The sequence below is a fragment of the Caldimonas brevitalea genome, from assembly GCF_001017435.1.
GTDB lineage: Bacteria > Pseudomonadota > Gammaproteobacteria > Burkholderiales > Burkholderiaceae_C > Caldimonas > Caldimonas brevitalea.
In genome coordinates this window covers 6,341,362-6,365,536 of record NZ_CP011371.1, presented here as the reverse complement: position 1 = coordinate 6,365,536, position 24,175 = coordinate 6,341,362, and the positions used below count along the sequence as shown (strand labels likewise).

Annotated in this window: 23 protein-coding genes and 1 pseudogene; 19 read left to right on the top strand and 5 right to left on the bottom strand. The window is 68.3% G+C overall.

Annotated features, from left to right (window positions below; translation table 11 throughout):
* Nucleotides 1-49 precede the first annotated feature (49 nt).
* Together AAW51_RS27185 and AAW51_RS27180 are read left to right on the top strand one after the other, a co-directional pair.
* The gene (locus tag AAW51_RS27185) at nucleotides 50-2,740 is read left to right on the top strand and encodes a PEP-CTERM sorting domain-containing protein (protein WP_047197121.1); all 2,691 of its coding nucleotides are present in this window, start codon (nucleotides 50-52) and stop codon (nucleotides 2,738-2,740) included.
* 319 nt (nucleotides 2,741-3,059) lie between these two features.
* The gene (locus AAW51_RS27180; RefSeq protein ID WP_053013952.1) at nucleotides 3,060-3,500 is read left to right on the top strand and encodes a MarR family winged helix-turn-helix transcriptional regulator; all 441 of its coding nucleotides are present in this window, start codon (nucleotides 3,060-3,062) and stop codon (nucleotides 3,498-3,500) included.
* 21 nt (nucleotides 3,501-3,521) lie between these two features.
* Here the strand turns inward: AAW51_RS27180 and AAW51_RS27175 are convergent, their stop codons facing one another.
* Nucleotides 3,522-4,418, bottom strand: coding sequence for an alpha/beta fold hydrolase (locus tag AAW51_RS27175; RefSeq protein ID WP_047197120.1), 897 nt, complete (start codon nucleotides 4,416-4,418; stop codon nucleotides 3,522-3,524).
* A 278-nt stretch (nucleotides 4,419-4,696) separates the two neighbouring features.
* On the opposite strand from AAW51_RS27175, the gene minC reads away from it, so the two are divergent.
* The 3 genes from minC to minE are packed head-to-tail and all read left to right on the top strand — an operon-like array spanning nucleotide 4,697 to nucleotide 6,601.
* Complete coding sequence (gene minC / locus AAW51_RS27170) at nucleotides 4,697-5,461, top strand: septum site-determining protein MinC (RefSeq protein ID WP_047197119.1); 765 nt, start codon at nucleotides 4,697-4,699, stop codon at nucleotides 5,459-5,461.
* 60 nt (nucleotides 5,462-5,521) lie between these two features.
* Complete coding sequence (gene minD, locus AAW51_RS27165; RefSeq protein ID WP_047197118.1) at nucleotides 5,522-6,337, top strand: septum site-determining protein MinD; 816 nt, start codon at nucleotides 5,522-5,524, stop codon at nucleotides 6,335-6,337.
* A gap of 3 nt (nucleotides 6,338-6,340) precedes the next feature.
* Nucleotides 6,341-6,601 carry a cell division topological specificity factor MinE gene (gene minE, locus AAW51_RS27160; protein WP_047197117.1) on the top strand — a complete coding sequence of 87 codons (261 nt, stop codon included), beginning with the start codon at nucleotides 6,341-6,343 and terminating at the stop codon, nucleotides 6,599-6,601.
* Nucleotides 6,602-6,718: 117 nt separating this feature from the next.
* On the opposite strand, the gene AAW51_RS27155 is transcribed toward minE, so the two are convergent.
* Nucleotides 6,719-7,933, bottom strand: coding sequence for an OmpA family protein (locus tag AAW51_RS27155; RefSeq protein WP_083438626.1), 1,215 nt, complete (start codon nucleotides 7,931-7,933; stop codon nucleotides 6,719-6,721).
* Nucleotides 7,930-9,432, bottom strand: a complete 1,503-nt coding sequence (locus tag AAW51_RS27150) for a serine/threonine protein kinase (protein ID WP_053013951.1) — start codon at nucleotides 9,430-9,432, stop codon at nucleotides 7,930-7,932. The genes AAW51_RS27155 and AAW51_RS27150 overlap by 4 nt, the downstream gene beginning before the upstream one ends.
* 412 nt (nucleotides 9,433-9,844) lie before the next feature.
* Here AAW51_RS27150 and AAW51_RS27145 point away from each other — a divergent pair, with 412 nt between their 5' ends.
* Together AAW51_RS27145 and AAW51_RS27135 are read left to right on the top strand one after the other, a co-directional pair.
* Entirely contained in the window at nucleotides 9,845-11,014 is a 1,170-nt protein-coding gene (locus AAW51_RS27145; protein WP_157360085.1) for a YncE family protein, read from the top strand.
* Between the two features lie 484 nt (nucleotides 11,015-11,498).
* Complete coding sequence (locus AAW51_RS27135) at nucleotides 11,499-12,836, top strand: hypothetical protein (RefSeq protein WP_047197114.1); 1,338 nt, start codon at nucleotides 11,499-11,501, stop codon at nucleotides 12,834-12,836.
* 154 nt (nucleotides 12,837-12,990) lie between these two features.
* Here the strand turns inward: AAW51_RS27135 and yccX are convergent, their stop codons facing one another.
* A complete protein-coding gene (gene yccX, locus AAW51_RS27130) occupies nucleotides 12,991-13,284 on the bottom strand; it encodes an acylphosphatase (protein ID WP_047197113.1) in 294 nt (97 codons plus the stop codon).
* An 85-nt stretch (nucleotides 13,285-13,369) separates the two neighbouring features.
* On the opposite strand from yccX, the gene AAW51_RS27125 reads away from it, so the two are divergent.
* From AAW51_RS27125 to AAW51_RS27085, 9 genes and pseudogenes are all read left to right on the top strand, one after another.
* Entirely contained in the window at nucleotides 13,370-13,885 is a 516-nt protein-coding gene (locus tag AAW51_RS27125) for a GNAT family N-acetyltransferase (RefSeq protein WP_047197112.1), read from the top strand.
* Between the two features lie 88 nt (nucleotides 13,886-13,973).
* A complete protein-coding gene (locus tag AAW51_RS27120; protein ID WP_053013950.1) occupies nucleotides 13,974-14,705 on the top strand; it encodes an energy transducer TonB in 732 nt (243 codons plus the stop codon).
* The gene (locus tag AAW51_RS27115; RefSeq protein ID WP_053013949.1) at nucleotides 14,702-15,466 is read left to right on the top strand and encodes a MotA/TolQ/ExbB proton channel family protein; all 765 of its coding nucleotides are present in this window, start codon (nucleotides 14,702-14,704) and stop codon (nucleotides 15,464-15,466) included. Before AAW51_RS27120 ends, AAW51_RS27115 begins: the two co-directional genes overlap by 4 nt.
* A gap of 21 nt (nucleotides 15,467-15,487) precedes the next feature.
* Entirely contained in the window at nucleotides 15,488-15,907 is a 420-nt protein-coding gene (locus tag AAW51_RS27110) for an ExbD/TolR family protein (protein WP_047197111.1), read from the top strand.
* Nucleotides 15,908-16,088: 181 nt separating this feature from the next.
* On the top strand, nucleotides 16,089-17,381 hold the full coding sequence (locus AAW51_RS27105) for a PepSY-associated TM helix domain-containing protein (RefSeq protein WP_053013948.1): 1,293 nt from the start codon (nucleotides 16,089-16,091) through the stop codon (nucleotides 17,379-17,381).
* 96 nt (nucleotides 17,382-17,477) lie between these two features.
* Nucleotides 17,478-18,251 (top strand): ferredoxin--NADP reductase, encoded by a 774-nt coding sequence (locus AAW51_RS27100; RefSeq protein WP_047197110.1) that lies wholly within the window; start codon nucleotides 17,478-17,480, stop codon nucleotides 18,249-18,251.
* Nucleotides 18,252-18,365: 114 nt separating this feature from the next.
* Nucleotides 18,366-18,884 carry a transposase gene (locus AAW51_RS31470; RefSeq protein WP_417903589.1) on the top strand — a complete coding sequence of 173 codons (519 nt, stop codon included), beginning with the start codon at nucleotides 18,366-18,368 and terminating at the stop codon, nucleotides 18,882-18,884.
* Between the two features lie 220 nt (nucleotides 18,885-19,104).
* Nucleotides 19,105-19,215, top strand: a pseudogene (locus AAW51_RS31465) (IS3 family transposase); the annotation flags it as partial.
* 206 nt (nucleotides 19,216-19,421) lie between these two features.
* Nucleotides 19,422-20,342, top strand: coding sequence for a hypothetical protein (locus AAW51_RS27085; RefSeq protein WP_157360084.1), 921 nt, complete (start codon nucleotides 19,422-19,424; stop codon nucleotides 20,340-20,342).
* Nucleotides 20,343-20,416: 74 nt separating this feature from the next.
* Here AAW51_RS27085 and AAW51_RS27080 read toward each other — a convergent pair whose 3' ends face one another.
* Complete coding sequence (locus AAW51_RS27080; protein ID WP_047197108.1) at nucleotides 20,417-21,058, bottom strand: NAD(P)-dependent oxidoreductase; 642 nt, start codon at nucleotides 21,056-21,058, stop codon at nucleotides 20,417-20,419.
* A 109-nt stretch (nucleotides 21,059-21,167) separates the two neighbouring features.
* On the opposite strand from AAW51_RS27080, the gene AAW51_RS27075 reads away from it, so the two are divergent.
* Genes AAW51_RS27075 through AAW51_RS27065 form a run of 3 tightly spaced genes read left to right on the top strand, consistent with a single transcriptional unit; the run spans nucleotide 21,168 to nucleotide 24,171 of the window.
* Nucleotides 21,168-22,127 carry a LysR family transcriptional regulator gene (locus AAW51_RS27075; protein WP_047198370.1) on the top strand — a complete coding sequence of 320 codons (960 nt, stop codon included), beginning with the start codon at nucleotides 21,168-21,170 and terminating at the stop codon, nucleotides 22,125-22,127.
* Nucleotides 22,124-22,963 carry a ChaN family lipoprotein gene (locus AAW51_RS27070; RefSeq protein WP_047197107.1) on the top strand — a complete coding sequence of 280 codons (840 nt, stop codon included), beginning with the start codon at nucleotides 22,124-22,126 and terminating at the stop codon, nucleotides 22,961-22,963. Before AAW51_RS27075 ends, AAW51_RS27070 begins: the two co-directional genes overlap by 4 nt.
* Complete coding sequence (locus AAW51_RS27065; RefSeq protein WP_047197106.1) at nucleotides 22,960-24,171, top strand: CaiB/BaiF CoA transferase family protein; 1,212 nt, start codon at nucleotides 22,960-22,962, stop codon at nucleotides 24,169-24,171. The genes AAW51_RS27070 and AAW51_RS27065 overlap by 4 nt, the downstream gene beginning before the upstream one ends.
* The last annotated feature ends 4 nt before the right edge of the window (nucleotides 24,172-24,175 follow it).

Sequence of the window (24,175 nt, the reverse complement as noted above, 5' to 3'; positions counted from 1 at the left end):
CTCCACCGCGATGCTGAAGTATTCGCCTTCTGCCGAGGAGACAAACTACATGAAGCGCACCACCTCTACCGTGCGCGTCCGGCCTGCGCCGGGTGCCGCGTGCGCCGTCCACAAACGGCTGTCCGCGTCTGGCTGGTCGCGCGCGCTCCCCCTCCTGCTCTGCGTCGGCAGTGCAACAGCCGTCGAGACCGTGTGGACCGGCGGTGCGGGCGAAGGTCAGTCGTTCTGGGACCTGAGCGACAACTGGTCCGCGGGCCTGCCGCTCGCGGACACGGTCGACGTGCAGCTGGGCGACCACGACACCAGCGTGCGCGAAGGCGACTTCCGCCTGCGACGGGTGCAGGGCAATGGCCGGCTCACGATGGAAGGCGGGTCGCTACACATCGCCGACAACGGCTCCTGGCTCGCGGCGCTCAGCCTGCGGGACGGGCGCCTGCAAGGCGGCGGCGCGCTGACCACCCGCAGCTTGCTGTGGGCGAGCGGTGCGTTGGGAACCTCGCCCGAGGCCTCGCCGGGCGGCACGCTGCGCTTCATCGTGGCCGGTGCGGTGAGGTTGGAAGGCGGCCCTACGCGTCATATCGAAGCGTCGGCCGATGTCGAGTGGCGTGGCCCCACGCAGTGGGTCGACGATGGCTCGCAGCTGTCGGTCGACGGCGAGCTGCGCGTCGGTGCTGCCGGGTGGTGGCAGGACCATGCGAATGAGAACCAGCATCAACTGACGCTGGGCAGCGGCCGCTTCGTCAACCACGGGCTCTACCAGAAGACCGGCATCGCCGGCACCAACGTCGAGTTGCGCGCGCCCGGCGCCAGCTTCGAGAACCACGGCTTCTTCAACGTCTTGCAAGGGCAGGTCAACGTCGACGGTGGCCCGGGCACGACGTGGCGCAATGCCGGGACCTTGACGGTGCAAGGCGGCCATTACGGCATCAGCCTCTACCGCAGTGCCGATGTGCTGCACAGCGGCACGCTGAATGTCGACCTGGGTCGCTTTTCGCTGACCACGTTCGGCTCGGGCTTGAACAGCACCGGCGACTGGAACGTCGCGCGCGAAGGCACGGTGTATTTGCGCGCCACACCGGACCCCGACGCCGACGCCGACCCCGACACGCCGGCCGCCAATGCGCATCTCTTCAGCGCCGGCGCCTTTTTGAATGAAGGCCGGCTGATCCTGGACGAGACGCGAGCGGTGTTCCGCGCGGGCGCATGGCTGGGTGGAGGCGGGCGCATCGAGGTGCGGCGCGGTGCGTCGCTCGAGGTGGCCGACGATCTGCTGGCGGGGGCCTTGCAGGTCGAGGAAAGCCGGACCCTCTACCGCAGTGAGACACAGGTCGGCACGGCCTACAGCAGCGTCGACGTGGCCGGCCGGCTGCGGCTCACCACGCTCGAGTGGGGGGCTGGGCGGCTGCATGCGTCGGGAGGCATCCGCGTGCTGGAGGGGGCGTGGTTGAGCGGCGAGGCGCAATACCGTGGCGAGGATGGTGCACCGGTGTTCGGCAAGCGGCTCGACACCACACTCCAGCTGGACGGCGACAACCAATGGGACGGCGCTGGCGACCTGTTCGGCAGCGGTCGCGTGCTCGTCGGTGGCAGCGCCATCTTCCGCGACACGAACCCGAGTGGCACGCCGAGCCGCGACGGGAGCGATGGGCGCCGACCGACGCGCATCGCGCTCGCCGGATTCGACAACGACGGGCACTACCTCAAGAGCGGCCCGGGCCGTACCGAGATCCGCTCGCCGTTCCGCAACCGCGGCACCGTTGGCAGCCAAGGTGAAGGAGGGCTGCGCTTCGTCGGGCCGCTGGACAACACCGGCACGCTGGAGGCCGTGCGCTCCCGCATCGACGTCGACGCGCCTTTGGCGCAGTGGGACGCCGATCACCGCCGCTTGCAAGGCGGGCACTACGTGATGCGCGATGGGCGCATCGCGTTGCGGCTGGGGCTCGAAGCCGACGGCCGCACGCCGGTGGGCCTGCGCGAGAACGCCGCGACGCTGTGGCTCGAAGGCCCGCAGGCGCAGCTGGTCAACCCCGCGACGGGGGCCGACCACAACGCACTCGCCGGCCTGGAGCGCAACACCGGGCGACTGCGCCTGCAAGAAGGTGCCGTGCTGCTTCTCGACACCGAGCTGCGCAACGCCGGGGTGCTCGAGGTCGGCGAGGGCAGTCGGCTCGGTGTGCAGCGCGGGCGAGGCCGCTATGTCCAGCAAGACGACACCGCGGCCACGTGGGTGGCCGGCGCGCTGCAGGCGTCGGACCTGTTGATCCAGGGCGGCAGCCTCGGCGCGGGCCTGAAGGGACAGGTGGGCCGCGCGCAGCTGCAGGCGACGCGGGTGCTGTTGACGGGCGGGGTGCTCGACATCGAGGTCGAGACAGCCGACAGCTTCGACCGCATCTCGGCCGATGGCGCGGTGGTGTTGGGCGGCATCGACCTGTGGGTCGAGATGGGCTCGGCGATGGTGCCCGGCACCTACCGGGTGTTGACGGCGGCGGGCGGCCTGAGCGGCACCTTCGCGTCGCTCGGCAGCAACGCAGATCCGACGCTGTTCCACCTGGTGCCGCGCTACGGACGCGACTATCTTGATCTGACCGTCACCGCGGCACCCGAACCGTCGACATGGGGGTTGATGCTGCTCGGCCTGGTCGCTCTCCTTGGAGTGCGCCGGCGGCGGCAGGTGAGTGCACGCACTGGTTCACCTGTTGGACGTTCGCCCACGGGTGCAAAGCAGTTTACGAAGATGTGAAACAACAGGCCCGAAAGGCTACGGGATATTCCTAAGCGCGCGAGGTGCGACCGCGATCAACATATGAACAGGCGCGGCCCGGCAAGGGCCTTGGACGATGGCCGGGCTGCGACACGCTTGCGCCCGGCGCCACAACCGGTTGCGTCGCATGCCCTACGGCGACACATGGATACCCCGCGATCGTCCGACTCACTGTACTGGGAAGCTCTACCATTCGCTGCCGGCACGGGCATCGTTCGTGCACGAAGGGCCCGCTGCATCGCGCTGACGGGCCCTCGCCTATACCTCTTGTTCAGCGGCTCAAAATTACAAGCTAGCCATGTCCGACACCCCGATCCGACTTCTGTGCCATTGCGGAACGCTCCGACAGGCCGTTCGCGCAATCACCAAGGTCTACGACGCCAAGCTCAGCCGGCACGGCATCAAGATCACGCAGTTCACGATCTTGTCCGTCGTCAAGGAGCGTGGACGGGTCACCACGGGCGAACTGGCCAAGGGCCTGTTGATGGACTCGACCACCTTGAGCCGGACCCTTGCGACGCTGAAGCGCGCCGGCCTGGTCGACTGCGAGGTCGGGGCCGAGGATTTGCGCGAACGTTATTGGCGCGTCACGCGGCTGGGCTCCTCGACGCTCAACAAGAGCCAGAAGGATTGGCAGGACGCGCAGGAAGAGCTGCGCATGGCCGCCGGCATGCAGAACGTCCGCGACATCGACGCGCGCGCCTACGACGTCGCGAGCCGACTGGCCTCGCTCAGCTGACGCCGCCTCGTCGCGGCGGCCTCACTGGCGCAGCGCCGGCATGCCGGGTGGCAGGCTGGGGAGCAATCGTGCGTGGACCGCGACGAAGCGTGCCACTTCCGAGCGCACATGGGCGGACCCGAGCAGACGGTGATGGCCGAGGCCGGGCACCGGCTGCAAGCGCGCCGACACGAAACAGCGGCTGATCTGCTGTGCTTGGCAAAAGGCCACGTCGGGGTCGGCGGGGTCGTGCAGCACCAGGGTCGGCGCCCAGAGCTGGCGGCCGAGCGCCACCACATCCCAGTGATGCAGCGGCAGGCCCTCGCGGCGCTGCAGCTCGCGCAGCATCTCCTGCAGCACCTTGGGCGGCACCGCCGCGGGGCCGGCCGCCCAGGTGTCGATCACACGCCGCCATGAGGCAGCCGGGGCCAGCAGCACCAGGCAGCGGGTGGGCTCGGGCAGGCCGCCGGCGCGGGCCAGCGCCGCCACCGCGGCGATGCAGCCGACCGAGTGGGCGATCACCACCGAGACGCCGCCCAGGCTGGTGATCGCGGCCTCGACGCTGGCACTGAAGTCGCGCAAGGTGGTGGTGTTGCCCGGCCAGATGCCGTGTGCCGGCGCGTCGAAACTGGCGACGCGAAACCCGAGTTGCTGCAACGGCCGCACGAAGCCGCGCATGCTGCTGCTGTCGGCGCCCCAGTCGTGCACCAGCAAGGCGCCGGGGCCACGTCGGCGCCACAGGTAGCCGTGCTCGACACCCGGCGCGCCGTAGATCTCGAAGCGCTGGGCACCGGGTGGCGGCACGTCGCGCGTGGGCGTGTGGCGGCTGCGGGTGTAGCTGAAGGCATCGGCGGCAAGACGACCGAGCAGCCGCGGCGCCACCGCGCCCAGCCACCGGCACGGCGCACGCAGCGCCCAGGCGCGATGCTGGGGGGCCATGCCGAGTTCCGGCGCACCCGATGAAACCGACAAGCCCGGTCCATGCTTGTGCATGCGTCTCTCCCTGCCTCCGAGTCGAGGCAGGAAAGATCCTATGGGCGACCGGCGGATCACGCAAATCCGGGGTACGCGAGTGGCGCGGCCGCCGGTGTGGCCGGCGCGGCGCATGGCGTCGAAGCCCTGACAGAGGGACGGATAGAGGGATTTCGGGCTGGCTCAACGGCCTTGGCCGCTGGCCTGCCGGTAAACTCCACACCTTTCGAGGTGTTAGCTGCTCCATGGCCCTTGCTGCCCCAGGGAACGCCCCTGCCATCTTTGATCTGAAAAGCGCCACGCTGCCGCTGCTGGCCGTGGTGCTGAAGTCATCCGACTTGCAGGCGCTGGAGCAAGCGCTCGAAGCCCGACTCGCCGACTCCCCCGGGTTGTTCGATCAAGACCCGGTGGTGATCGACCTCGGCAGCGTGCAGGACGCCGAGCCCGCGCTCGATGTCGACGCGCTGCTGGCGCTGCTGCGCCGCTTCAAGATGGCGCCGATGGCCGTGCGCGGCGGCAGCGCCGAGCAGACTGCCGCCGCGCGCGAGCGCGGCCTGGTCGACGCCCCCGACGCCGGCGCTGCGCCGCCGGCACCGGCACCGGCCGAGACGGTGGTGCAGCAAGTGGTCAAAGAAGTCGAAGTGTTTCGCGAGGTGCCGGTGCCGGCCGCCGTCAACGGCACCGTGATCGTCGACCGACCGCTGCGCTCCGGGCAACAGGTCTATGCCCGCGGCGCCGATGTGGTGGTGCTGGCCGCCGTGAGCTTCGGTGCCGAAGTGATTGCCGACGGCAACGTGCACGTCTACGCCCCCTTGCGTGGCAAGGCCATCGCAGGGGCGCGGGGCAATACCGACGCCCGCATCTTCACCACCTGCCTCGAACCCGAACTCGTGTCCATCGCCGGCATCTACCGCACCACCGAAACCGCGCTGCCGCCCGAGGTGGCAGGCAAGGCGGCGCAGATCCGCCTGGTCGGCGAGAAGCTGGTGATGGAAGCCTTGAAACCCTGACGAGCCAGCCGCCTGCATCCGGGGCGGCAGAACCAGAATCTATAAAAGGACCCGCAACTGATGGCCAAAATCATCGTGGTGACCTCCGGCAAGGGAGGCGTCGGCAAGACCACCACCAGCGCGAGCTTCTCGTCCGGCCTCGCACTCAGAGGCCACAAGACTGCGGTGATCGACTTCGATGTCGGCCTGCGCAATCTCGACCTCATCATGGGCTGCGAACGGCGCGTGGTCTACGACCTGATCAACGTGATCAACAACGAGGCCAACCTGAACCAGGCCTTGATCAAGGACAAGCAGTGCGAGAACCTGTTCGTGCTGCCGGCCTCGCAGACGCGCGACAAGGACGCACTGTCCAAGGAGGGTGTCGAGCGGGTGCTGAAAGACCTGGCCGAGATGGGCTTCGAATACATCGTCTGCGATTCACCCGCGGGCATCGAGACCGGCGCCTTGCTGGCGATGCATTTCGCCGACGAGGCGCTGGTGGTCACCAACCCCGAGGTGTCGTCGGTGCGCGATTCGGACCGTATCCTCGGCATGCTCAGCTCGAAGACCAAACGCGCCATCGACGGCGCGGAGTCGGTCAAGGAGCATCTGCTGATCACGCGCTACAACCCGCACCGGGTCGAAGACGGGCAGATGCTGTCGCTCGAGGACATCCAGGAGATCCTGCGCATCCCGCTGATCGGCGTGATCCCCGAGTCGGAGACGGTGCTGCAGGCGTCCAACCAGGGCGTGCCGGCGATCCACCTCAAGGACAGTGACGTGTCCGAAGCCTACAAGGACGTCGTGGCCCGGTTCCTCGGCGAAGACAAACCCATGCGCTTCGTCGATGCCGTCAAGCCCGGCTTCTTCAAGCGTCTGTTCCGCGGGAGGTGAGGCATGTCGTTCCTCTCCTTCCTACTGGGCGAGAAGAAGAAGTCCGCCACCGTCGCCAAGGAGCGCTTGCAGATCATCCTGGCCCACGAGCGGGCCGGCCGTACGGTCGGGCCCGACTACCTGCCGGCGCTGCAGCGCGAGCTGGTCGAGGTGATCTCGAAATACGTGTCGATCAGCCCGCAAGACATCAAGGTGCACCTGGAGCGCCAGGACAACCTCGAGGTGCTGGAAGTCAAGATCGAGCTGCCCGACCTGGCACGTTGAGGACGGGCCGAGAGGGCCGGGCCCTCTCACCACCATGAAAAAACGCAGCCCTCGGGCTGCGTTTTTGTTTGGGTCCGTGGCCACCGGGAGGTGGCCGTTCTCTTCGGTCGCGCCGACTCAGGTGCAGGGCACGATCTTGAACGCGACCCGGCGGTCGAGCGCGTCGACCGCGTTGTCGGTGCCGCTGCCCACGATGTTCTCGCGTGCGCCCATGCCGACCGCCTTGGTGCGCGGGCCCAGCTCGGCCGCCTCGGTGGTCAGGCGCTGCTTGATGTAGCCGGCACGCTGCAGCGACAGGGTCTCGTTGGTCTGCTCGCTGCCGGTGCGACTGGTGTGGCCGACGATGTGCATGCAGGCCTTCGCCGCAGTGCTTTCGCGGGCGATCTGCCGCAGCCACATGCCGTACGGGCCGCTGACCTTGGGGTCGGACCAGAACTCCGTCGAGCCCGGGTTGAACAAAAACTTCACGCCCAGTTCGTTGTAGGCGATGCCCATCGCCACCACCCGTCCGAAGGCCTGCTCGGCTTCGTTCGCACGGCCCAGCTTGGCGTTGGTCAGGTAGATGCCGTTGAGCACCCGCAACTGCTCGCCGGCCGGCGTCGCCAGCGCGCTGCGGTAGCGGCCCAGCGCATCTTGGTAGCGGCCGGTGTTGTAGAGGTCGGTCGCTTCGTTGATCACCGATGCGGCGCTGACGCGCTCGAGATAGAAGGCGTCGGCGCGCTGCCCGGGGGCGGTTGTCGAGGTGCGCACATAACCTTCGATGACCTTGTCTTTCACCAGCACCGGGCTGTCACGGTAGTAGGGCAGCGGGTCGTGATCCAGGCCCTTGTCTTGCGCCAGTGCCGACGCCTGCGCGACAACGTTGCCGCTGCGCAGATCGGTCAGCGCGAGGTTCAGGTGCAGGCCGCCGGCCTTGTTGCCGGAGCGTGGCGCCCGTGTCATCGTGCCGGTCAACAGGTACTGTGCCTTGGCCAGATGGTTCGACTGGAACGGCAGCAGCTCGAACTGGTCGTACTTGGACGACAGCCGCTCGCTGACGCGCTTCTCGAGCAACTCGGTGGCTTGTGTCTGCTGGCCGCTGCCGGCATCGAGCATCGGGTCGACCACGACGGCGCGTTTGGCGAGCTTCGACTCGACCTTGGCCAGGAAGGCCGGCAGCTTTTGCGTCTGTGACACCAGCCCGTCGGTGGCTTCCGCGACCGCCTGCTCGAACGGCAGTTCTTGTGTCAGCGTGGTGGCCTGGGGTGCGGCGCAGCCGGCGATGGCCAGCGTCAGCAAGGCCCCCAGGAACGAAAAGAGGCATCGTGGATGCCTCGATGCAGCGTACTTCATCTGCACTCCCTCTTCATGAACTGTGTTTCCTCGGCACTCAAGGCTTCCAAAGAAGCCTTTTGAAGAATATCACTGCACCGTGACTGGATCGCCGTGGTTCTAGGGGGGCGCGACTCACCCATTGAGGGGGGTGTCGGTGCCGCCGCGGGCGTCTCGGCACGCGGTCTCGGTGATGGGTTGGACGGCTTGGGCTCTGTCGCCTTCGCGCTCGGCCGCATGTCTTGCTGGGCAGGCTTGGGAGCAGGGGGCGGGACAGGCGCAGGTGGCGGTGCAGGCGTAGGGGTAGGTGCCGGTGCCGGTGCCGGTGCCGGTGCCGGTGCAGGCGCAGGCGCAGGCGCAGGCGGCAGCGCGGCCGGCAACTCGGGCGTGGGGGCAGGGTCGGGGGCACGCGGTGTGTCGTCGCCGCGGATCAGGTAGATCCAGGCCGATGCCGCCACCGTCAGCACAGCCACTGCCGCAACCCCGACCGCCAGCAGCGGGCGCTTGCGTGTCGGCGACGCAGCGGCGCTGGCTGCTGTTGCTGCTGCTGCGGCAGCAGGGGCCGGACCGAGCATGCGGCGGAATTGCGCCACGTCTTGGGGGCGGTCCTGTGGCTTGACCGACAGGGCCGCGTCGACCGCGCGCAGCAGCGAGTCGCTGTAGCGTCCGGCGGCGATCTGGCTGATCGGCGTCAGGCGGTCCGAGATCAACCGCTCGACCGACGACATCGGCGTCTTGCCGGTGATCGCGTAGTAGACGACGCAGGCGAGCGCATACAGGTCGGTCCACGCGCCTTGTGTCATCGAGGGCACTTCGCCGTACTGCTCGATCGGCGCGTAGCCGGGCTTCAGCACCACGGTCAACGCATGTGTCATGTCGCCGACGACACGACGGGCTGCGCCGAAGTCGAGCAGCAAGGGGCCGCCCTCGGTCAACAGGATGTTGTCGGGCGCGATGTCGCGGTGAAAACACTGCTCGGCATGCATCACGGCCAGCGCGTCGAGCAGCGGGTTGAGCCAGCCGCGCAAGGTGGCCTCGTCCGGCGGCCCACCCCGGTCGGCGAGCGCACGCTTGAGCGTGGGGCCCTTGTAGTACGGCATCACCATGTAGGCGGTGCCGTTGGCCTCCCAGAAGCGGTGCACCTTCACCAGCGCCGGATGGTCGAAGCGCGCCAGCAAACGTGCTTCGTTGACGAAGCTGCGCAGGCCGACCCGGAAGGTCTCGAGATGGCGGTCCGACTTCGGCGCCACCGTCGCGGTCGTGACGGAGCGCGAGGCCAGCGACGACGGCATGTACTCCTTCAGCGCCACCTGGCGTTCCAGCGACGGGTCGTAGGCCAGGTAGACGATGCCGAAACCGCCTTCGCCGATCAGGCCCACGATCTCGAACTCGCCCAGCCGCGTCCCCACCGGCAGCGTATGGCTGAGGGGCCCGCCGGCGACGTCAGCCGGCTGGAGCTGGGTGAGTGGCGACGAACCGATGACGGTCTGCTCGTGGTCGTCTTCAGGTGCTGAAGTCATGGCGGTTCTCTGGGCCCTCGCGCAGCCGGCGCTGCGAGTGCGCGATTGTCGCCCGATCCGGCGGCCCATCGACCGGGGCCGACCCGCGCCCGGCCCCCCCTGTTTCGGTGATCGGGCTGCCGCTGCCGACGGTGTTGCCTGGGGCCTCACGTCATTGCGGCGGCATGCCGGCCTGGCGATAAACCAAGGCGAGCGCCGCGGACCCTGGAGCGACGCAGCGCGACTGTAGACCAAGCGCTGCGGCGGCGGTGTCGCCTGAACAGGTGACGTGGCGCCTTCGTCGCGCCGCGACGGCTTTCTGCCAAGGAGATGCGAGATGTTCACCCCATTGCGATTTCGCCCCCCACAGCGTCGACCCGCGCGACCTCGGTGGCCGCAGCGATGCCGCTCCTGGCTGGGCAGGGCGGGGGCCATGGTGGGCATCGCGGTGGCCGCCGGGCTCGGCGCGCCTGCAACGGCTGAGGAGGCGCTGAAGGACGTGCTGCTGGTCGGCAACTCCGAGGCCGGCACGGTCAGCGTGATCGACACCGCCGGGTACACCAACCTCGGTTCGGTCAACGCCGTGCCCGACCTGGCGCAGCGCTTGCGCGAGATGGACCCGTTGCGGCGCATCGTCTACGAGACCGTGAAAGCGCAGAAGGGCGGCGACCGCTACATCGACGACCTTGCAGCATCGCCCGATGGCCGCACGCTGTACGTTTCGCGTTCTTCGCTGGCCGACGTCGTGGCCCTCGATCTCGCTGCACCGGGCCATCCGGTGCGCTGGCGTTACCCGCTGCCCGGTCTGAACGCCGACCACATGGCGTTGTCCCCCGACGGCAGCCGCGTCGTCGTGTCGGCCTCGAGCGTAGCGGCGGCCTTCGTGCTTGATGCGACCAGCGGCGCGCTGGTGGCCCGTGTCGAGACGGGCGACTTCCCGCATGCCAACGACTATTCGGCCGACGGGCGCCATGTCTACAACACCAGCATCGGCAACGTGTTGCTGCCCCACGCGCTGAATGCCTTGAAGGGCCGGCGTCAGCTGACGGTGATCGATGCCGGCAGCTGGCAGGTGGTGAGGTCGTTCCGCTTGCCCTACGGCATCCGGCCCAATGTCGTGACGCGTGACGGTGCGTTGATGTACACGCAGCTGTCCTATCTCAACGGCTATGCCAAGGTGGACATGCACACCGGGTCGGTCCTGCAGCAGGTCGAACTGCCCTACAGCGCCTGGGCCCGAGCACATTTCCCACACCCTGACGACTACCCGCAGAACTCGGCCCACCACGGCATGGCCATCTCGGGTGATGAACGGCGGCTGTGCCTGGCGGGCACGATCGACAACTATGTCGCCATCGTCTCGGTTCCCGAGATGCGCACCGAAGCCGTGTTGCCCTCCGGCAATCTGCCTTACTGGGCCACCACCAGCCCTGACGGGGCCCATTGTTTCGTGTCCAACAGCCGCGATCACACGGTCTCGGTCATCGAGTACGCCGGCGCGCGGGAGGTGGCGCGGGTGCAGGTGGACAGCTTTCCGCAGCGTAGCCGTCTGGGCCGGCTGCCGCAGCAGGTGTTGAACGGGCTGTCACCTGGCGGCAGGTGACACGGTGATGGAAGGGCCTCCTGGGAAGCCGCCCCTGCCAGCCCCTGCTTGACCGCCGCTCGGCCCGACACTATATTTTTTTCACACTGGCGAAGTGAGGCCCCAGCGGCTCACGGCAAGGAGGGTGCGATGGGTGGTTTGGTCGCTCCGGTTCCTTCGGATGCAGCGCATGAGGCGAGCAGCGCCCCTGTGCGTCACGAAACGACGCGATACGCGAGCCGCCCGGCCCAGGCCTTCTGGCGCGTGAGCCTCACCGCAGAGCGGGCCGCCAGTGCCAAACGCACGCCGCAGACGCTGCAGCCGCTCTGATCGCGGCGACCCCGCCAGCCTTCGCAGTCCCCCCACGCTTGCCCCCACCTGCTGACACCTTCGGGTTGCGGCAGATGGGCGCTGCGGGTCGCATCGAGCGAGCCGCGCCCCGTCAGTCACCGGCGGTGCCCTGGAGGCGCCGCGCTACACGCCGCACGGCGTCGAGGAGCGGACCATGCCAGTACTACGCGGATTCGTTGAACGCCTCGAGGTCGGGCGGGCCGGTCGTGCCGTTGCCGCCGTACTGCACGACGACGGCACGCGAGCCGACTACCGCTTGTCGGACCTGGCGGTGAACTCGGTGCGGGCCGGTGAGGCGGCAGCTCAACTGGCCTTGCTGCGCGATGCGCTCAGCCGCGCCGAGCCGATCGAGATCGATTACGCACAGGAGGCGCCGCAAGGCCCGCGCGACCTGGAGCGGGTCACGCGCATCACGCGCGACGCGCTGCTGTCGTCGGAGTCCACCGAGGCGGTGCCGGTGCATGTCGTCGGCGTCGCGCTGTTCGCGCACAACCAGGCCGGGGCCACGGCAGAGTTGAGCGACACGGCGGCCGTGACGGTGCTCGATGCCGAGGGGCATGTGCGGCAATACCTGCTCGAGCTGCAGATCCCCGAGCGTTGTGTGGGCCAGGCCTTGCTCGACCAGCTGTGCACCGCCCAACACCGTGGCACCCCGGTGGTGCTGCATGTGGCGGCTCGCGAACTGCGCATCGTCGGCCTCGAGGTCGGCGGTGCAGAGGCGACGGCCGACGTCGGCAGCAGCACCGAAGTGCTGGACGGCTTCGTCGAGCACATCGTCTGTGCCCCGGGCCTGACCGCCATCGGCAACAGTGCCTTGGTTGGCTTCACCACCGCCCCGGCGTTCAGCGGTGTCGGTCATACCGCCGCGCTGCAATCGTTCACGCCCCGGCTGCGGCGCTTTCTGGTGGTCACCGGGTCACAGGAATATGGCTTGTTCGTCGCCGCGCTGCGCGACAAGCTGCGCATGCGCGTGCTGGCAGGCAGCGTGGTGCAGCCGGCCGACGCCGCACCGCGCGCGCAGACGGCGGCAGACGCGGTGGAAGAGTCGCTGCCGACGGCAGACCATGCGGACGGGCCCGTGCGGATGGTGTGCGCGGCCCAGCTGCTGGCCCCTTTGGCCTCGATGAGCCGGCCGGTGTGGTTGCAGGTGTGCCGGCAGTCGCTCGACGATGGCCCGGAGCCGGCGCAGTGTCACGACGGACTGCCGGCCGACGATGCCGAGGTGTCCACCACTGCGCCCACCACTGCGCCGCGCACGGCGCAATGGACCGGCCTGGCCTGCTTCAACCCTGGGGTCTACCGCTTTCAATTCGAACTGCCCGTGACCTTCGAGGTGAATGTCGACGGGCGGCCGCTGCGATTGCACCCCGGCGACAGGGGCGGCCTGCACTTCGCGCACGCCCGTCTCGACGGCGAGCATGAAGTGCGGGTGCAGTTGCACCAGTGGACCTCGCAGCACCGCTTCCGTTTGGACGTCTACCGCATCCGCTGATGCTCCCGGGTCCACCCCGCCGGCAACGAGGGTGGCCGGGACCACTGTATGCAAATACAGTACACTGCGAACGCAATTTGCAGTTGCAATGCCTTGCCTGCCGCCCGCTCATGTGGGCGGCAGGCTTTTTCTTAGGCGCTGAGCTGCAGTGGGCTCAATCGATCTCGAAGCCGCGCCAGCCGCTCGCCGGCGCCTCCGACCGCTCCACGGTGGCCACGCGGGCGGACGGCGGTCCCTGGTGCAACCAGGCGGCCAAAGCCTCCACGGCGGCCGGCGCACCTTCTGCCAGCACCTCGACGCGGCCGTCGTCCAGATTGCGCGCGACACCCGCCAGTCCCAGTCCGACCGCGCGGCGCCGGGTCGCCGCTCGAAAGCCGACACCTTGCACCTCGCCGCTGACGAGGAAACGGGCGGCAACGACATCATCGGGGGGAGGCGAGGGCTGCATGCGACGTAGTATGGGCAGCACTTCGCCGCGGCTCAAGCGGCCGACAGGTAGCATGCAGCACCCCCCACCGAAGCAGTCCTCCGTCATGAGTTTGAGCCTCACCCACGCCACCGCCGACCATTTGGCCGGCATCACCGACATCTACAACCATGCCGTGGTGCACACCACCGCGATCTGGAACGAGCAGACGGTCGATGTGGCGAACCGGGCCGCGTGGCTGGCGCAGCGCCGCGCTGCCGGCTACCCGGTGCTGGTCGCGCTGGACGGCGACGAGGTGACCGGCTACGCCTCGTTTGGCGATTTCCGCGCCTTCGACGGCTACCGCTACAGCATCGAGCACTCGGTCTATGTGCGCTCCGGGCGACAGGGCCAGGGCATCGGGCAGGCCTTGATGTCGCAGCTGATCGACGAGGCGCGCGGATTGGGCAAGCACCTGATGATCGCAGCGATCGAGTCGGGCAACACCGCCTCCATTCGGCTGCACCAGCGGCTCGGATTTGAAGTGAGTGGTTGCATGCGTGAGGTCGGAACCAAGTTCGGACGCTGGTTGGACCTCACCTGGATGCAGTTGCGCCTGAACGAAGGCCCGCCCCGCGCCTGACCGCCGCCGCCGAGGTGCGGGACAACCCTGAAGCTTGCCCCTATAATGCGAATGGTTCGCATTTAAAACAATCACCTTGGCCTCGACTATGACCTCAGCGCCGCCCCCTGGCCGACTGCTCGCTCTCGACCTGGGCGTGCCGCAGGACAGCGACGGTGTCGCCCTGTCGCGACCGGGCCGTGCCGCTGCGCTCGGCGCGGTGGTCGCGGCCCACCTTGCGGCGGGTTATGGGCTGATGCAGCTTGTGACCGAGCCGGCGCCGCTGCCGCAGACCGGGCCCGTGTTCGTCGAGTTCGTGCAGGCCGCGCCAGCGCCACCGGTCCCCGCGCCGCCACCCCCACCGCCGCCCGAGCCCCCCAAACCCAAACCCAAGGCACCGCCGCCGCCGGCCCCCGTGGTGTCGACCGCGCCGACCCCGGCACCGGCCCCGTTCGTCGCACCGCCGCCGCCAGTGGAGCCACCGCCGCCCGCACCGCCCGAGCCGGTCGCCGCGCCGCCCGCGCCCCCGGCACCGCCGGCCCCTCCTGCGCCGCCGCGGACCGTGTCGGCCAGCGAGCTGGAGGTGGTCACGCCGATGTCGCTCGACTATCCGCCGCAGTCCAAGCGGCTGGGCGAGTCGGGCCAGGTGGTGCTGCGCTGCTTGATCGACCCCACCGGCCGGCCCGCGCAGGTGCTGGTCAAGAAATCTTCGGGCTACGCCCGCCTCGACGACGCCGCGCAGCGCGCGATGCGGGGCATGCGTTTCAAGCCACAGATGAAAGACGGCCAGCCCGAGGCCGTCTGGGCAGAAATGCCGGTCCTCTTTGAACTGGAGAATTGATCGTGAACCCCTCGACCTCTTTGGGCTTCGGCCATTTCATCGCGCAGGCCGACGTGGTCGGCAAGGCGCTGCTCGTGATCCTGCTGCTGATGTCGGCGGTGTCGTGGTACCTCATCGTGATGAAGGGCATCACGCAGTTCGTGCGCAAGAAGCGCAGCGAGGAGTTTCTGCGCTTTTTCTGGAACGCGAGTTCGCTCGACGCGGTGCACAACGAGATCTCGACCCATGGCGTGCGTGACCCGTTCGCGCACCTCACCGCGCACGCAATGCATGCGCAGGCCCACCATGCCAAATACGGTGCCGCCAAGCTCGAAGAGGCGGGCACCGCGCAGGACTTCCTGACCCGCACCATCAAGAAGGTGCTCGACGAAGAGACGATGCGGCTCGAAAACGGCCTCACCGTGCTCGCGACGGTCGGCGCCACCGCGCCCTTCGTCGGCCTGTTCGGCACCGTGTGGGGGGTCTACCACGCGCTGGTCGCCATCGGCATGAGCGGTGCCGGCACGCTCGACAAAGTGGCGGGCCCGGTGGGCGAGGCGCTGATCATGACCGGCATCGGCCTGGCCGTCGCGATCCCCGCGGTGATGGGCTACAACTGGCTCACGCGCAGCAACCGGGTGCTGACCGCCAAGCTCGACGCGTTTGCCTTCGAGCTGTTCACCTTCCTGTCGCTCGGCCAGTCGCTCAAGGGCGACAACGTGCGCCCGCTGCCGAGCGGCAGCCGGCCCGTCGGCAAGGCCTCCCCGGCGCACGCCGCCTGACGTCACCCCCGGAGTCCCGACATGGCCTTTGCCAGTTTCGACAACAAGTCCTCCGGCGCGCCGATGGCCGAGATCAACATGGTGCCGTTGATCGACGTGATGCTGGTGCTGCTGGTGATTTTCATCGTCACCGCGCCGCTGCTGACGCATGCGGTCAAGCTCGAGTTGCCCAAGGCGTCGGCCGAGGCCAACCAGCTCAAGCCCGACAAGGTCGAGTTCGCGATCGACGCGTCCGGCCAGCGCTTCTGGAACGGTCAGGTGATCACCCGGGCCGAAGCGGCCGAACGCTTCGCCGCCGAAGGCGCCAAGCAGCCGCAGCCCGAGGTGCACTTGCGTGCCGACCAGAACGTGCCGTACCGCTACGTCGCCGAGACGCTGGCCGACGCCTCCAAGGCGGGGCTGGGCAAGATCGGCTTCGTCAGCGAGCCCGAGCAGAAGTAGCGCACCTGTTGCCCTTGCACGCACTCGTCGTGTGCAGGGGCCGGCCGGTTCACCGGCCTGCGGGCCGCGCCCCCGTCCGATTCCTGCCCGTCTTCCAAAACGTCGGTACCCACGGCCACGGCACGCAGATGCCCAGGCCCAGGCAAGGCGAACAAGAACCAGCCGTCCTGGAGCCTTGGTCATGTCCGCTGTCATCAACCGCCAGCCACCGCCAGCCATGAACCGCCAAACCTGGGTCCTGATGCACCGTTATGCCGGCCTCGCCATCGCCGGCTTTCTGCTGATCGCCGGCCTGACCGGCAGCCTGCTCGCCTTCCTCGACGAGCTGGACATCGCGTTGGTGCCCGAGCTGCGCCTCGCGCCCGAGCGGCCGGGGGCAGCGCCCCTCGATCCGCTGGTGCTGCGGGAGCGCGTCGAGCGGTCCCTGCCGGCGGCGCGCATCGACTACCACGCCTTGCACCGGCCCGCGGGGGAGTCGGCGCGCCTCTACGTGAACCGGATGGAGGGCCCGCCGGGGCAGCAAACACCGGTCCTCTACGAGGTCTTCGCCGACCCCTACACCGGCGAGGTGCTCGGCGAGCGCCGCTGGGGTGCTTGGGTGCTCGACCGCGCGCACCTGATGCCGCTGATCTACAACCTGCACTACGCGCTCAGCCTGCCCTACCCGTGGGGCATGTGGCTGTTCGGCGCGATTTCGCTCGTGTGGCTGCTCGACGGCTTTGTCGGCTTCTACCTGACCTTGCCGCGCGGTCGGCAGCGCTTCTTCAGCCGCTGGCAGCCGTCATGGCGCGTCAAATGGGCGGGCAGCGCCTACCGCCTCAACTTCGACCTGCACCGCGCGGCCAGCCTGTGGGTGTGGGCGCTGCTGCTGCTGTTCGCGCTGTCCAGCATCTGCTTGAACCTCGGGCACGAGGTGTACATGCCGGTGCTCAAGCGCATCGTGCCCACCGTCGACGTGCACGAGCGCCTGCCCAACCTGGCGACCCCGCTGGAAACACCGGCGCTCGACTGGCACCAGGCCCGCGAGCGCGGCCGGGCGCTGATGGCCGAACATGCCCGCCGCGACGGTTTCGAGCTGGTGCACGAGGACTCGCTGATGCTCGAGCGCGACCACGGCGCGTGGCGTTATGCGGTGCGCAGCAGCCACGATTTCGCCTCCGACCACGGCCGCACCGCCGTCTATTTCTCGGCCGCCACGCCGGAGGCCGAGGAGATTGCCTTCGAACACCCCACCGTCGCGCCCGGCAACACCTTCACCAGCTGGCTCATGGCCCTGCACATGGGCAAGGTGTTCGGCCTGCCGTGGCGGTTGCTGATCGTCGTGCTGGGCCTGGTCGTCGCGATGCTCTCGGTCACCGGGGTGGTCATCTGGCTGAAGAAGCGGCGCGCCCGCCGTGCTGCACAGCGGGCCGGCGCGGCGGATGCCGGGACCGGCCCCGGCGAGCGTGAACAAACCGCGCACCAGCTGGCTTAGATCAAGAAGTAATGTCGGTATGGGTGATCTATTGCTGAATCATCTGTATCATCTTGGTTCCGGTTTCTCCCTGTCACCGCTTTCTGACACCCTGCCATGAGTGCCTTCAACGAAGAACGCGTGCTGAGCGTGCGCCACTGGACCGACCGCCTGTTCAGCTTCACGACCACCCGCGATCAGGCGTTCCGCTTCCAGAACGGCCATTTCACGATGATCGGCCTGAAGGTCAACGGCAAGCCGCTGCTGCGCGCCTACAGCGTGGCCAGCGCCAACTACGAAGAGCACCTGGAGTTTTTCAGCATCAAGGTACCTGACGGCCCGCTGACCTCGCGGCTGCAGCACCTGAAAGAGGGCGACACCATCCTGGTGGGCCGCAAGCCGACCGGCACGCTGCTGCTCGACTACCTCAAGCCCGGCAAGCGCCTCTACCTGCTGGCGACCGGCACCGGCCTGGCGCCGTTCCTGAGCGTGATCCGCGATCCGCACACCTACGAGCGCTTCGAGAAGGTGGTGCTGGTGCACGGCACGCGTGAAGTCGCCGAACTGGCCTACCAGGACCTGATCACCGAAGAGCTGCCCGGCCACGAGTTCCTGGGCGAACTGGCGTCCCAGCAACTGCTGTACTACCCGACCGTCACCCGCGAGCCGTTCCGCAACCAGGGCCGTATCACGACGCTGATCGAGTCCGGCAAGCTGTTCGACGACCTGCAACTGCCCGCGATCGACCCCGCGCACGACCGCGTGATGATCTGCGGCAGCCCGCACATGCTGAAAGACCTGAAGCATCTGCTCGACTCGCGGGGCTTCCACGAGGGCAACACCCACACGCCGGGTGACTACGTCATCGAACGCGCGTTTGCCGAGCAGTGACCGAAACCGGTTGCGTTAGCAGCTGAACCGAAAGGGGCCGACTGAACTGCACCCCAAAGGTTGGACATCAATCCAACCGATGGGGTGTTTTTCATGGCGAGACACAGTGAGAGCTTGAAGCTCGAAGTTGTTCAAAGATATTTATCAGGACCGGTCGGTTACAAGGCCCTGGCTACGGAGTACGGCATCGGCCGGGAGCCTGTGCGCCGCTGGATAGCGGCCTATCGCGAGCATGGGGAGAAGGGGCTGCGCAAGAAGCTCAGCCACTACAGTGCGGAATTCAAGCTGTCCGTGCTGCGCCAAGTGAAGCGTCAAGAGTTGTCGCACACGCAGGCGGCCGTGCTCTTCGAGCTGCGTGGCGGGGGCGGCGTCGTGGCGACGTGGCAGCGCCAGTACGATGAGGGCGGCCTGCAAGCGCTTCATCCCAAACCCCGAGGCCGCCCGAAGACGATGCCCAAGCCCAAACCTACAGAATTGCCGCCGCCTCAGGCGCAGGACACGCGCTCCCTGGAGGAACTGCGCAAGGAGAACGAAGCCCTGCGCGCGGAGGTGGCCTACCTAAAAAAACTCGAGGCCTTGGTTCGAACCAACCGGCAAGCTGCGCCCAAAGGGCGCAAGCCGTCCTCGAGCTGAGGCCAAATTACCCGTTGCGTATGCTGCTACAAGCGGCAGGCCTGTCGCGCAGCACGTTCTACTACCAGGCCAAGGACTGCAGGCCGGCGATAGGTACGCCGACCTGAAGGCCAGCATCAGCGCCGTGTACGAGCGCCACAAGGGGCGTTATGGCTATCGGCGCATCGCGGCCGAGCTCGGCCGCAGCGGCCAGGTGGTCAATCACAACAGCGTCGAACAGCTACGACAGGGCTTGCGGCGCTACATCCATTACTACAACCACCATCGGCTCAAGCTCAAGCTACAAGGCCTGAGCCCGGTGGAGTACCGAACTCAGGCCTTGGGCCAATAGCTTCCAAAGTGTCCAACTTCTTGGGGTCAGTTCAACAGGCCCCTTTTTTATTTCGCGGGGCACGGCTCGGCTGCCGTGGAGCGGGTGCCCGACCCGGACGGCAGCAGTACCGCCGGGGCCATGTCGATTTTTCAAGGCGTGACTGTCCTCTGTTCGCCCCTGCTGTGCCGACCCTACGCTGGGCGTCCGATCTGCAGGGAGACTTCATGGACAACCGACAGCCGCAAAAGAGGCCCGACGGCAACGGCATGCCGGGTGGGGGCGGTTCAATTCAGCCCCCGTCCGGCCAAAAACTTCGCGCCATCCCGCCCTCCGGGCCACCTGGGAAGAACGAGGCGCCAGCCTTGGAGGTTCAGGTCAGCTACAAGGAACTCACGGCTGCCGAGAACGCGGCGCTCCGACACCTCGAAAGCGCGAAAAAGGGCAAGTCGGTAGCGGAGAAGAATGACGCGATCGGCTGCTGGGTCGACAACAAAACCTGCCAGCTTGTTGCCGGTGCCACGACCCAGGTCTGCTACAGCGGAAAGGGCAGAGAGCCGCCGGTTTTCTCGCAGGAAACCAAGGAGGAAAAAGCCGGGAGAGAACGCCGCGAAAAGCAGGCAAAAGCGGATCGCGAAAAGACAATGAAGAACCAGCCGACGCCCAAGCAGCCGTCACGGGCGGAGTTGGAACGGCAGCGGGTTGCGGCATCGCAAGCGGCCAACGACAGGGTGAATCGGCTGGCGGCCAACATCAAGGCCGCGAAGCTGGGCGACGCAGAAGTGGGCTGTCTGGTCGCCACCCAAAACATCCTCGAACAGGTGAAATGCGGCATCGACAAGGGCCAGCAGACATTTGTGATGCTGTGCTCCGAAGGTCCCTGCAAGTCATGCCAGGAAAATATTCTGCGTTTCTGCTCAAGCAAAAATGTGGCGGCCGTCAGTGTGATCTATCAGCTCGCCAAGTCGACCGAAAAGGGTAAGGCGGACGAGGTGCGCGGCACCGCCGAGGCGATCAAGGTTGAAGGCAGCCCGTATTTCGTTTGGAGACCGGATATTCTGAAATATAAGGGTGGGAGTGCAAGCGGCAATAACAATAACAATAACAATACCAACCGGGTCGACAACAACAATAACCGCTTGCACTGAACCCGCGCAGAGGCAACGGGCGAAGGACGATAACGCGCCCGGCCGGCGGCGTCGCCGGCCGGGCCCCGCGCTGCTCAATAGCCCAACGTGAAACGGCGCCGCACGTGCGCCGGCCGCTCGACCTCGTCGAGCACTGCGACGGCCAGGTCGCCCACCGTCACCCGCGCCGGCTGCCCGGCGTCCATCAGCACCTCGTCCCCACCCAGCCGGAAGCCGCCGCGCTTGGCGCCGGGGTCGAGAAACACCGGCGGCGAGACGAAGGTCCAGGCCAATTCCGTTTCCTGGCGCAGCAGGTTGAGCGCCTCACGCGCGGCCAGGGCGCCCTGTTTCCACTCCGCCGGGAAGTCCGGCGTGTCGACCAACTGCACGCCCGGGGCAACGTACAAGCTGCCCGCGCCGCCCACCACCAGCAGCCGCTGGACGCCCGCCGCGCGGGTGCCTTCGGCGATGGCGCGGCTGCCGCGCAAGAACTCCTCGTACAGGTCGGGGTTCTGCCAGCCCGCGTTGTAGGCGCTGAGCACCGCGTCGTGGCCCGCCACTGCGTCGCTCACCTGGGCGGCGTGCAGCACGTCGGCTTGCCGCACGTCCACGCCGGGTCGCGCGGGCAAGCGGCTGGGGTCGCGCTGCAGGGCGGTCACCTGGTGGCCGCGCTGCAGGGCTTCGTTGAGCAGGGCGGCACCGACGAAACCGGTGCCGCCGATCAGGGCGAGTCGCATGACATTCCTTTCGAAGTGGACGAAACAACAAGACCGAGCGACGATAGAACCTTCAACCGCGCTACACCAGTCCCGCTTTTTGGCAACTCTGCTTTAGAAAAACTTCATGATCGACCAGCTCAAGCGCATGGCCGTGTTTGCCGAAGTGGTCGAACACGGCTCGATGAGCGCCGCCGCCCGCACGCTGGGCACCACCACCTCGGCCGTCAGCCAACAGCTGCGCGAGCTGGAGCGCAGCATGGGTGTCACCTTGCTGCACCGCTCGAGCCGCAAGTTGCAGCTGACCGAGGCGGGCCAGCGCTTCTTCAGCGGCTGCGCGACGATGCTCGCGGCGGCGCGGTCCGCCGAGCAACAACTGGCGCAGCTGCGTGACGCGCCGGTGGGCGAGCTGCGGGTGGCCTCGCCGGTCGGCTTTGCACGCCACCTCGGGCCGGCCCTGGCGCCGCTGCTGTCCGCCAACCCGGGGCTCAGCCTGCACCTGCAGGTCGACGACGCGCTGATCGACCTGGTCGACGCGCGCATCGACCTCGCCGTGCGCTTCGGCCGCCTGCCGGACTCGAGCTGGGTCGCCCAGCGCCTGGCCGAGCTCGAACTGGCGGTGTGCGCCTCGCCGGCCTACCTGGCCCGCCGCGGGGTGCCGACGCTGCCGGCCGATCTCGCCCACCACGAGTGGCTGCGCGTCGACGCGCGGCCGGGCCTCGCGGCGCTGGAACTGACCGGGCCGCAGGGGGTGGTCGAGCGGCTGCGGCCGGCCACCCGGGTCACCAGCAACAACCAGCTGTCGTTGCAGCAGCTGTGCGAGGCGGGGATCGGCCTTGCGGTGCTGGCGCTGCAGGACATCGAAGCGTCGCTGGTCTCCGGCGCGCTGGTGCCGCTGCTGCCCGAGTGGCGGCTGGCCCCCTTGCCGATGTATGTCGTGACGCCGCGCCGCGACACCCAGCCGGCCAAGGTGCGCCACGCGATCGCCGCGGTGCAGGCCTACCTGCAAGGCCTGCGCAGCGGGCCGTCGGCGCGGGCCGCCTGGAGGCCGCCTGCGGCGCCGATGGCGAGCGGTAGCATCGCAGCATGAACGCCTTTTCCACGCGACGCGCCTTCCGCGGCCATGCTCCGCGGCGGCTGGCCGGGTTGCTGCTGAGCCTGCTGTGCGGGTGCGCTGCGGCGCAGACCGCCTGGCTGTTCGGCGAGCGCCACGACCAGCTCGACCAGCAGCGCCAGGTGGCCGCCGAAGTGCAACGCTTGGCCCAACAGGGGCGTTTGCACGCGCTGGTGGTCGAGATGGCCGAGCGCGGCCGCCACACCGCAGGACTGCCCAAGCACAGCAGCGAGGCGCAGGTGCGCGACGCGCTGGGCTGGCACGACAAGGCCTGGCCGTGGTCACAGTACCGCGACGTGGTGATGCACGCCGTGCAGGCCGGCCGGCCCGTCTACGGTGGCGACTTGCCACGGCCGGCGCTGCGCGAGGCGATGGGCCAGACGCATTGGGACCGCGCCGTGCCGCCGCCCGCCCATGCGCGCCTCATCGAGGCGGTGCGGGAGGGACATTGCGGCTTGTTGCCCGAGGCGCACCTGCCCGGCATGGTGCGCATGCAACTGGCACGCGACCGCAGCCTGGCGGAAACCTTGCGCGATGCCAGCGCCGGCGCCGCCCGCGACCGGGTCACCGTGATGCTCAGCGGCGCGGTGCACGCCTCGCGCGGCACCGGCGTGCCGCTGCAACTCGACAACGTCGCGCCGGGCCTGGTCGTGCGCACCATCGTGTTTGCCGCGGCCGGCGCCGAGACCCGCACCGGTTTCGACGAAACACGTCCCGCACGGCTCACGCCGACCAAGAGCGACCCGTGCGACGCCTTACGCCGGAAGGCCGTGCCCGCCGCCCCTCCGGCCTCTGGAGCTGCTTCCTCATGACCTCACCCGACACCACACCCCCACCCGGCGGGCCGCTCGCCGGCCTCAAGGTGGTCGAACTCGGCCAGCTGATCGCCGGCCCCTTTGCCGCCAAGACCTTGGCCGACTTCGGCGCCGACGTCCTCAAGATCGAGCCGCCGGGGCAGGGCGACCCGTTGCGCCAGTGGCGCTTGCTGCACGAGGGCACCAGCGTCTGGTGGCAGGTGCAGTCGCGCAACAAGAAGAGCGTGACGCTCGACCTGCGCCAGGCCGAAGCGCGCGAGATCGCGCGCCGCCTGATCGCCGAAGCCGACGTGGTGGTCGAGAACTTCAAGCCGGGTGTGATGGAGGCCTGGGGGCTGGGCTACGAGGTGCTCAGCGCCGACAACCCGGGGCTGGTGATGCTGCGCATCAGCGGCTACGGCCAGACCGGGCCCTACAAGGACCGCCCCGGCTTCGGCGTGGTGGCCGAGGCGATGGGCGGCCTGCGCCATCTGAGCGGCGAGCCCGGCCGGGTACCGGTGCGCGTGGGCGTCAGCATCGGCGACACGCTGGCTTCGCTGCACGGTGTCATCGGCGTGCTGCTGGCGCTGCAGCATCGGCAGCGCAGCGGTCGCGGCCAGGTGGTCGACGTCGCGCTGTACGAAGCGGTGTTCAACTGCATGGAAAGCCTGCTGCCCGAGTACAGCGCGTTCGGCGTGGTACGTGAAGCCGCGGGCTCGGCCCTGCCGGGCATCGCGCCGAGCAATGCCTATCCCTGCCGCGACGGTTATGTGCTGGTGGCAGGCAATGGCGATTCCATCTTCAAGCGCCTGATGGCGGTGATCGGGCGCGACGATCTGGCGCAAGACCCGGCCCTCGCGCACAACACCGGCCGCGTGGCGCGGGTGGACGACATCGACGCCGCCATCGGCGACTGGACCCGAACGCGCGAGGTCGCACAGGTGCTCGAGGCCTTGACCGGCGCCCAGGTCCCGGCCGGGCGCATCTACACCGCCAAGGACATCGCCGAAGACCCGCACTACCGGGCCCGCGGCATGATCGAGCAGGTCGTGAGCGACACCGGCCTGGCGGTCGAGGTGCCGGGCGTGGTGCCCAAGCTGAGCGCCACGCCCGGCCGCATCACGCGCAGGGCGCCAGCGCTGGGAGAAGACACCGAGGCGGTGCTGCGCGAGATCGGCGTGACGGCCGAACAGCTGCAGGCGTTGCGGGCGCGCGGTGTCGTCTGAGCGG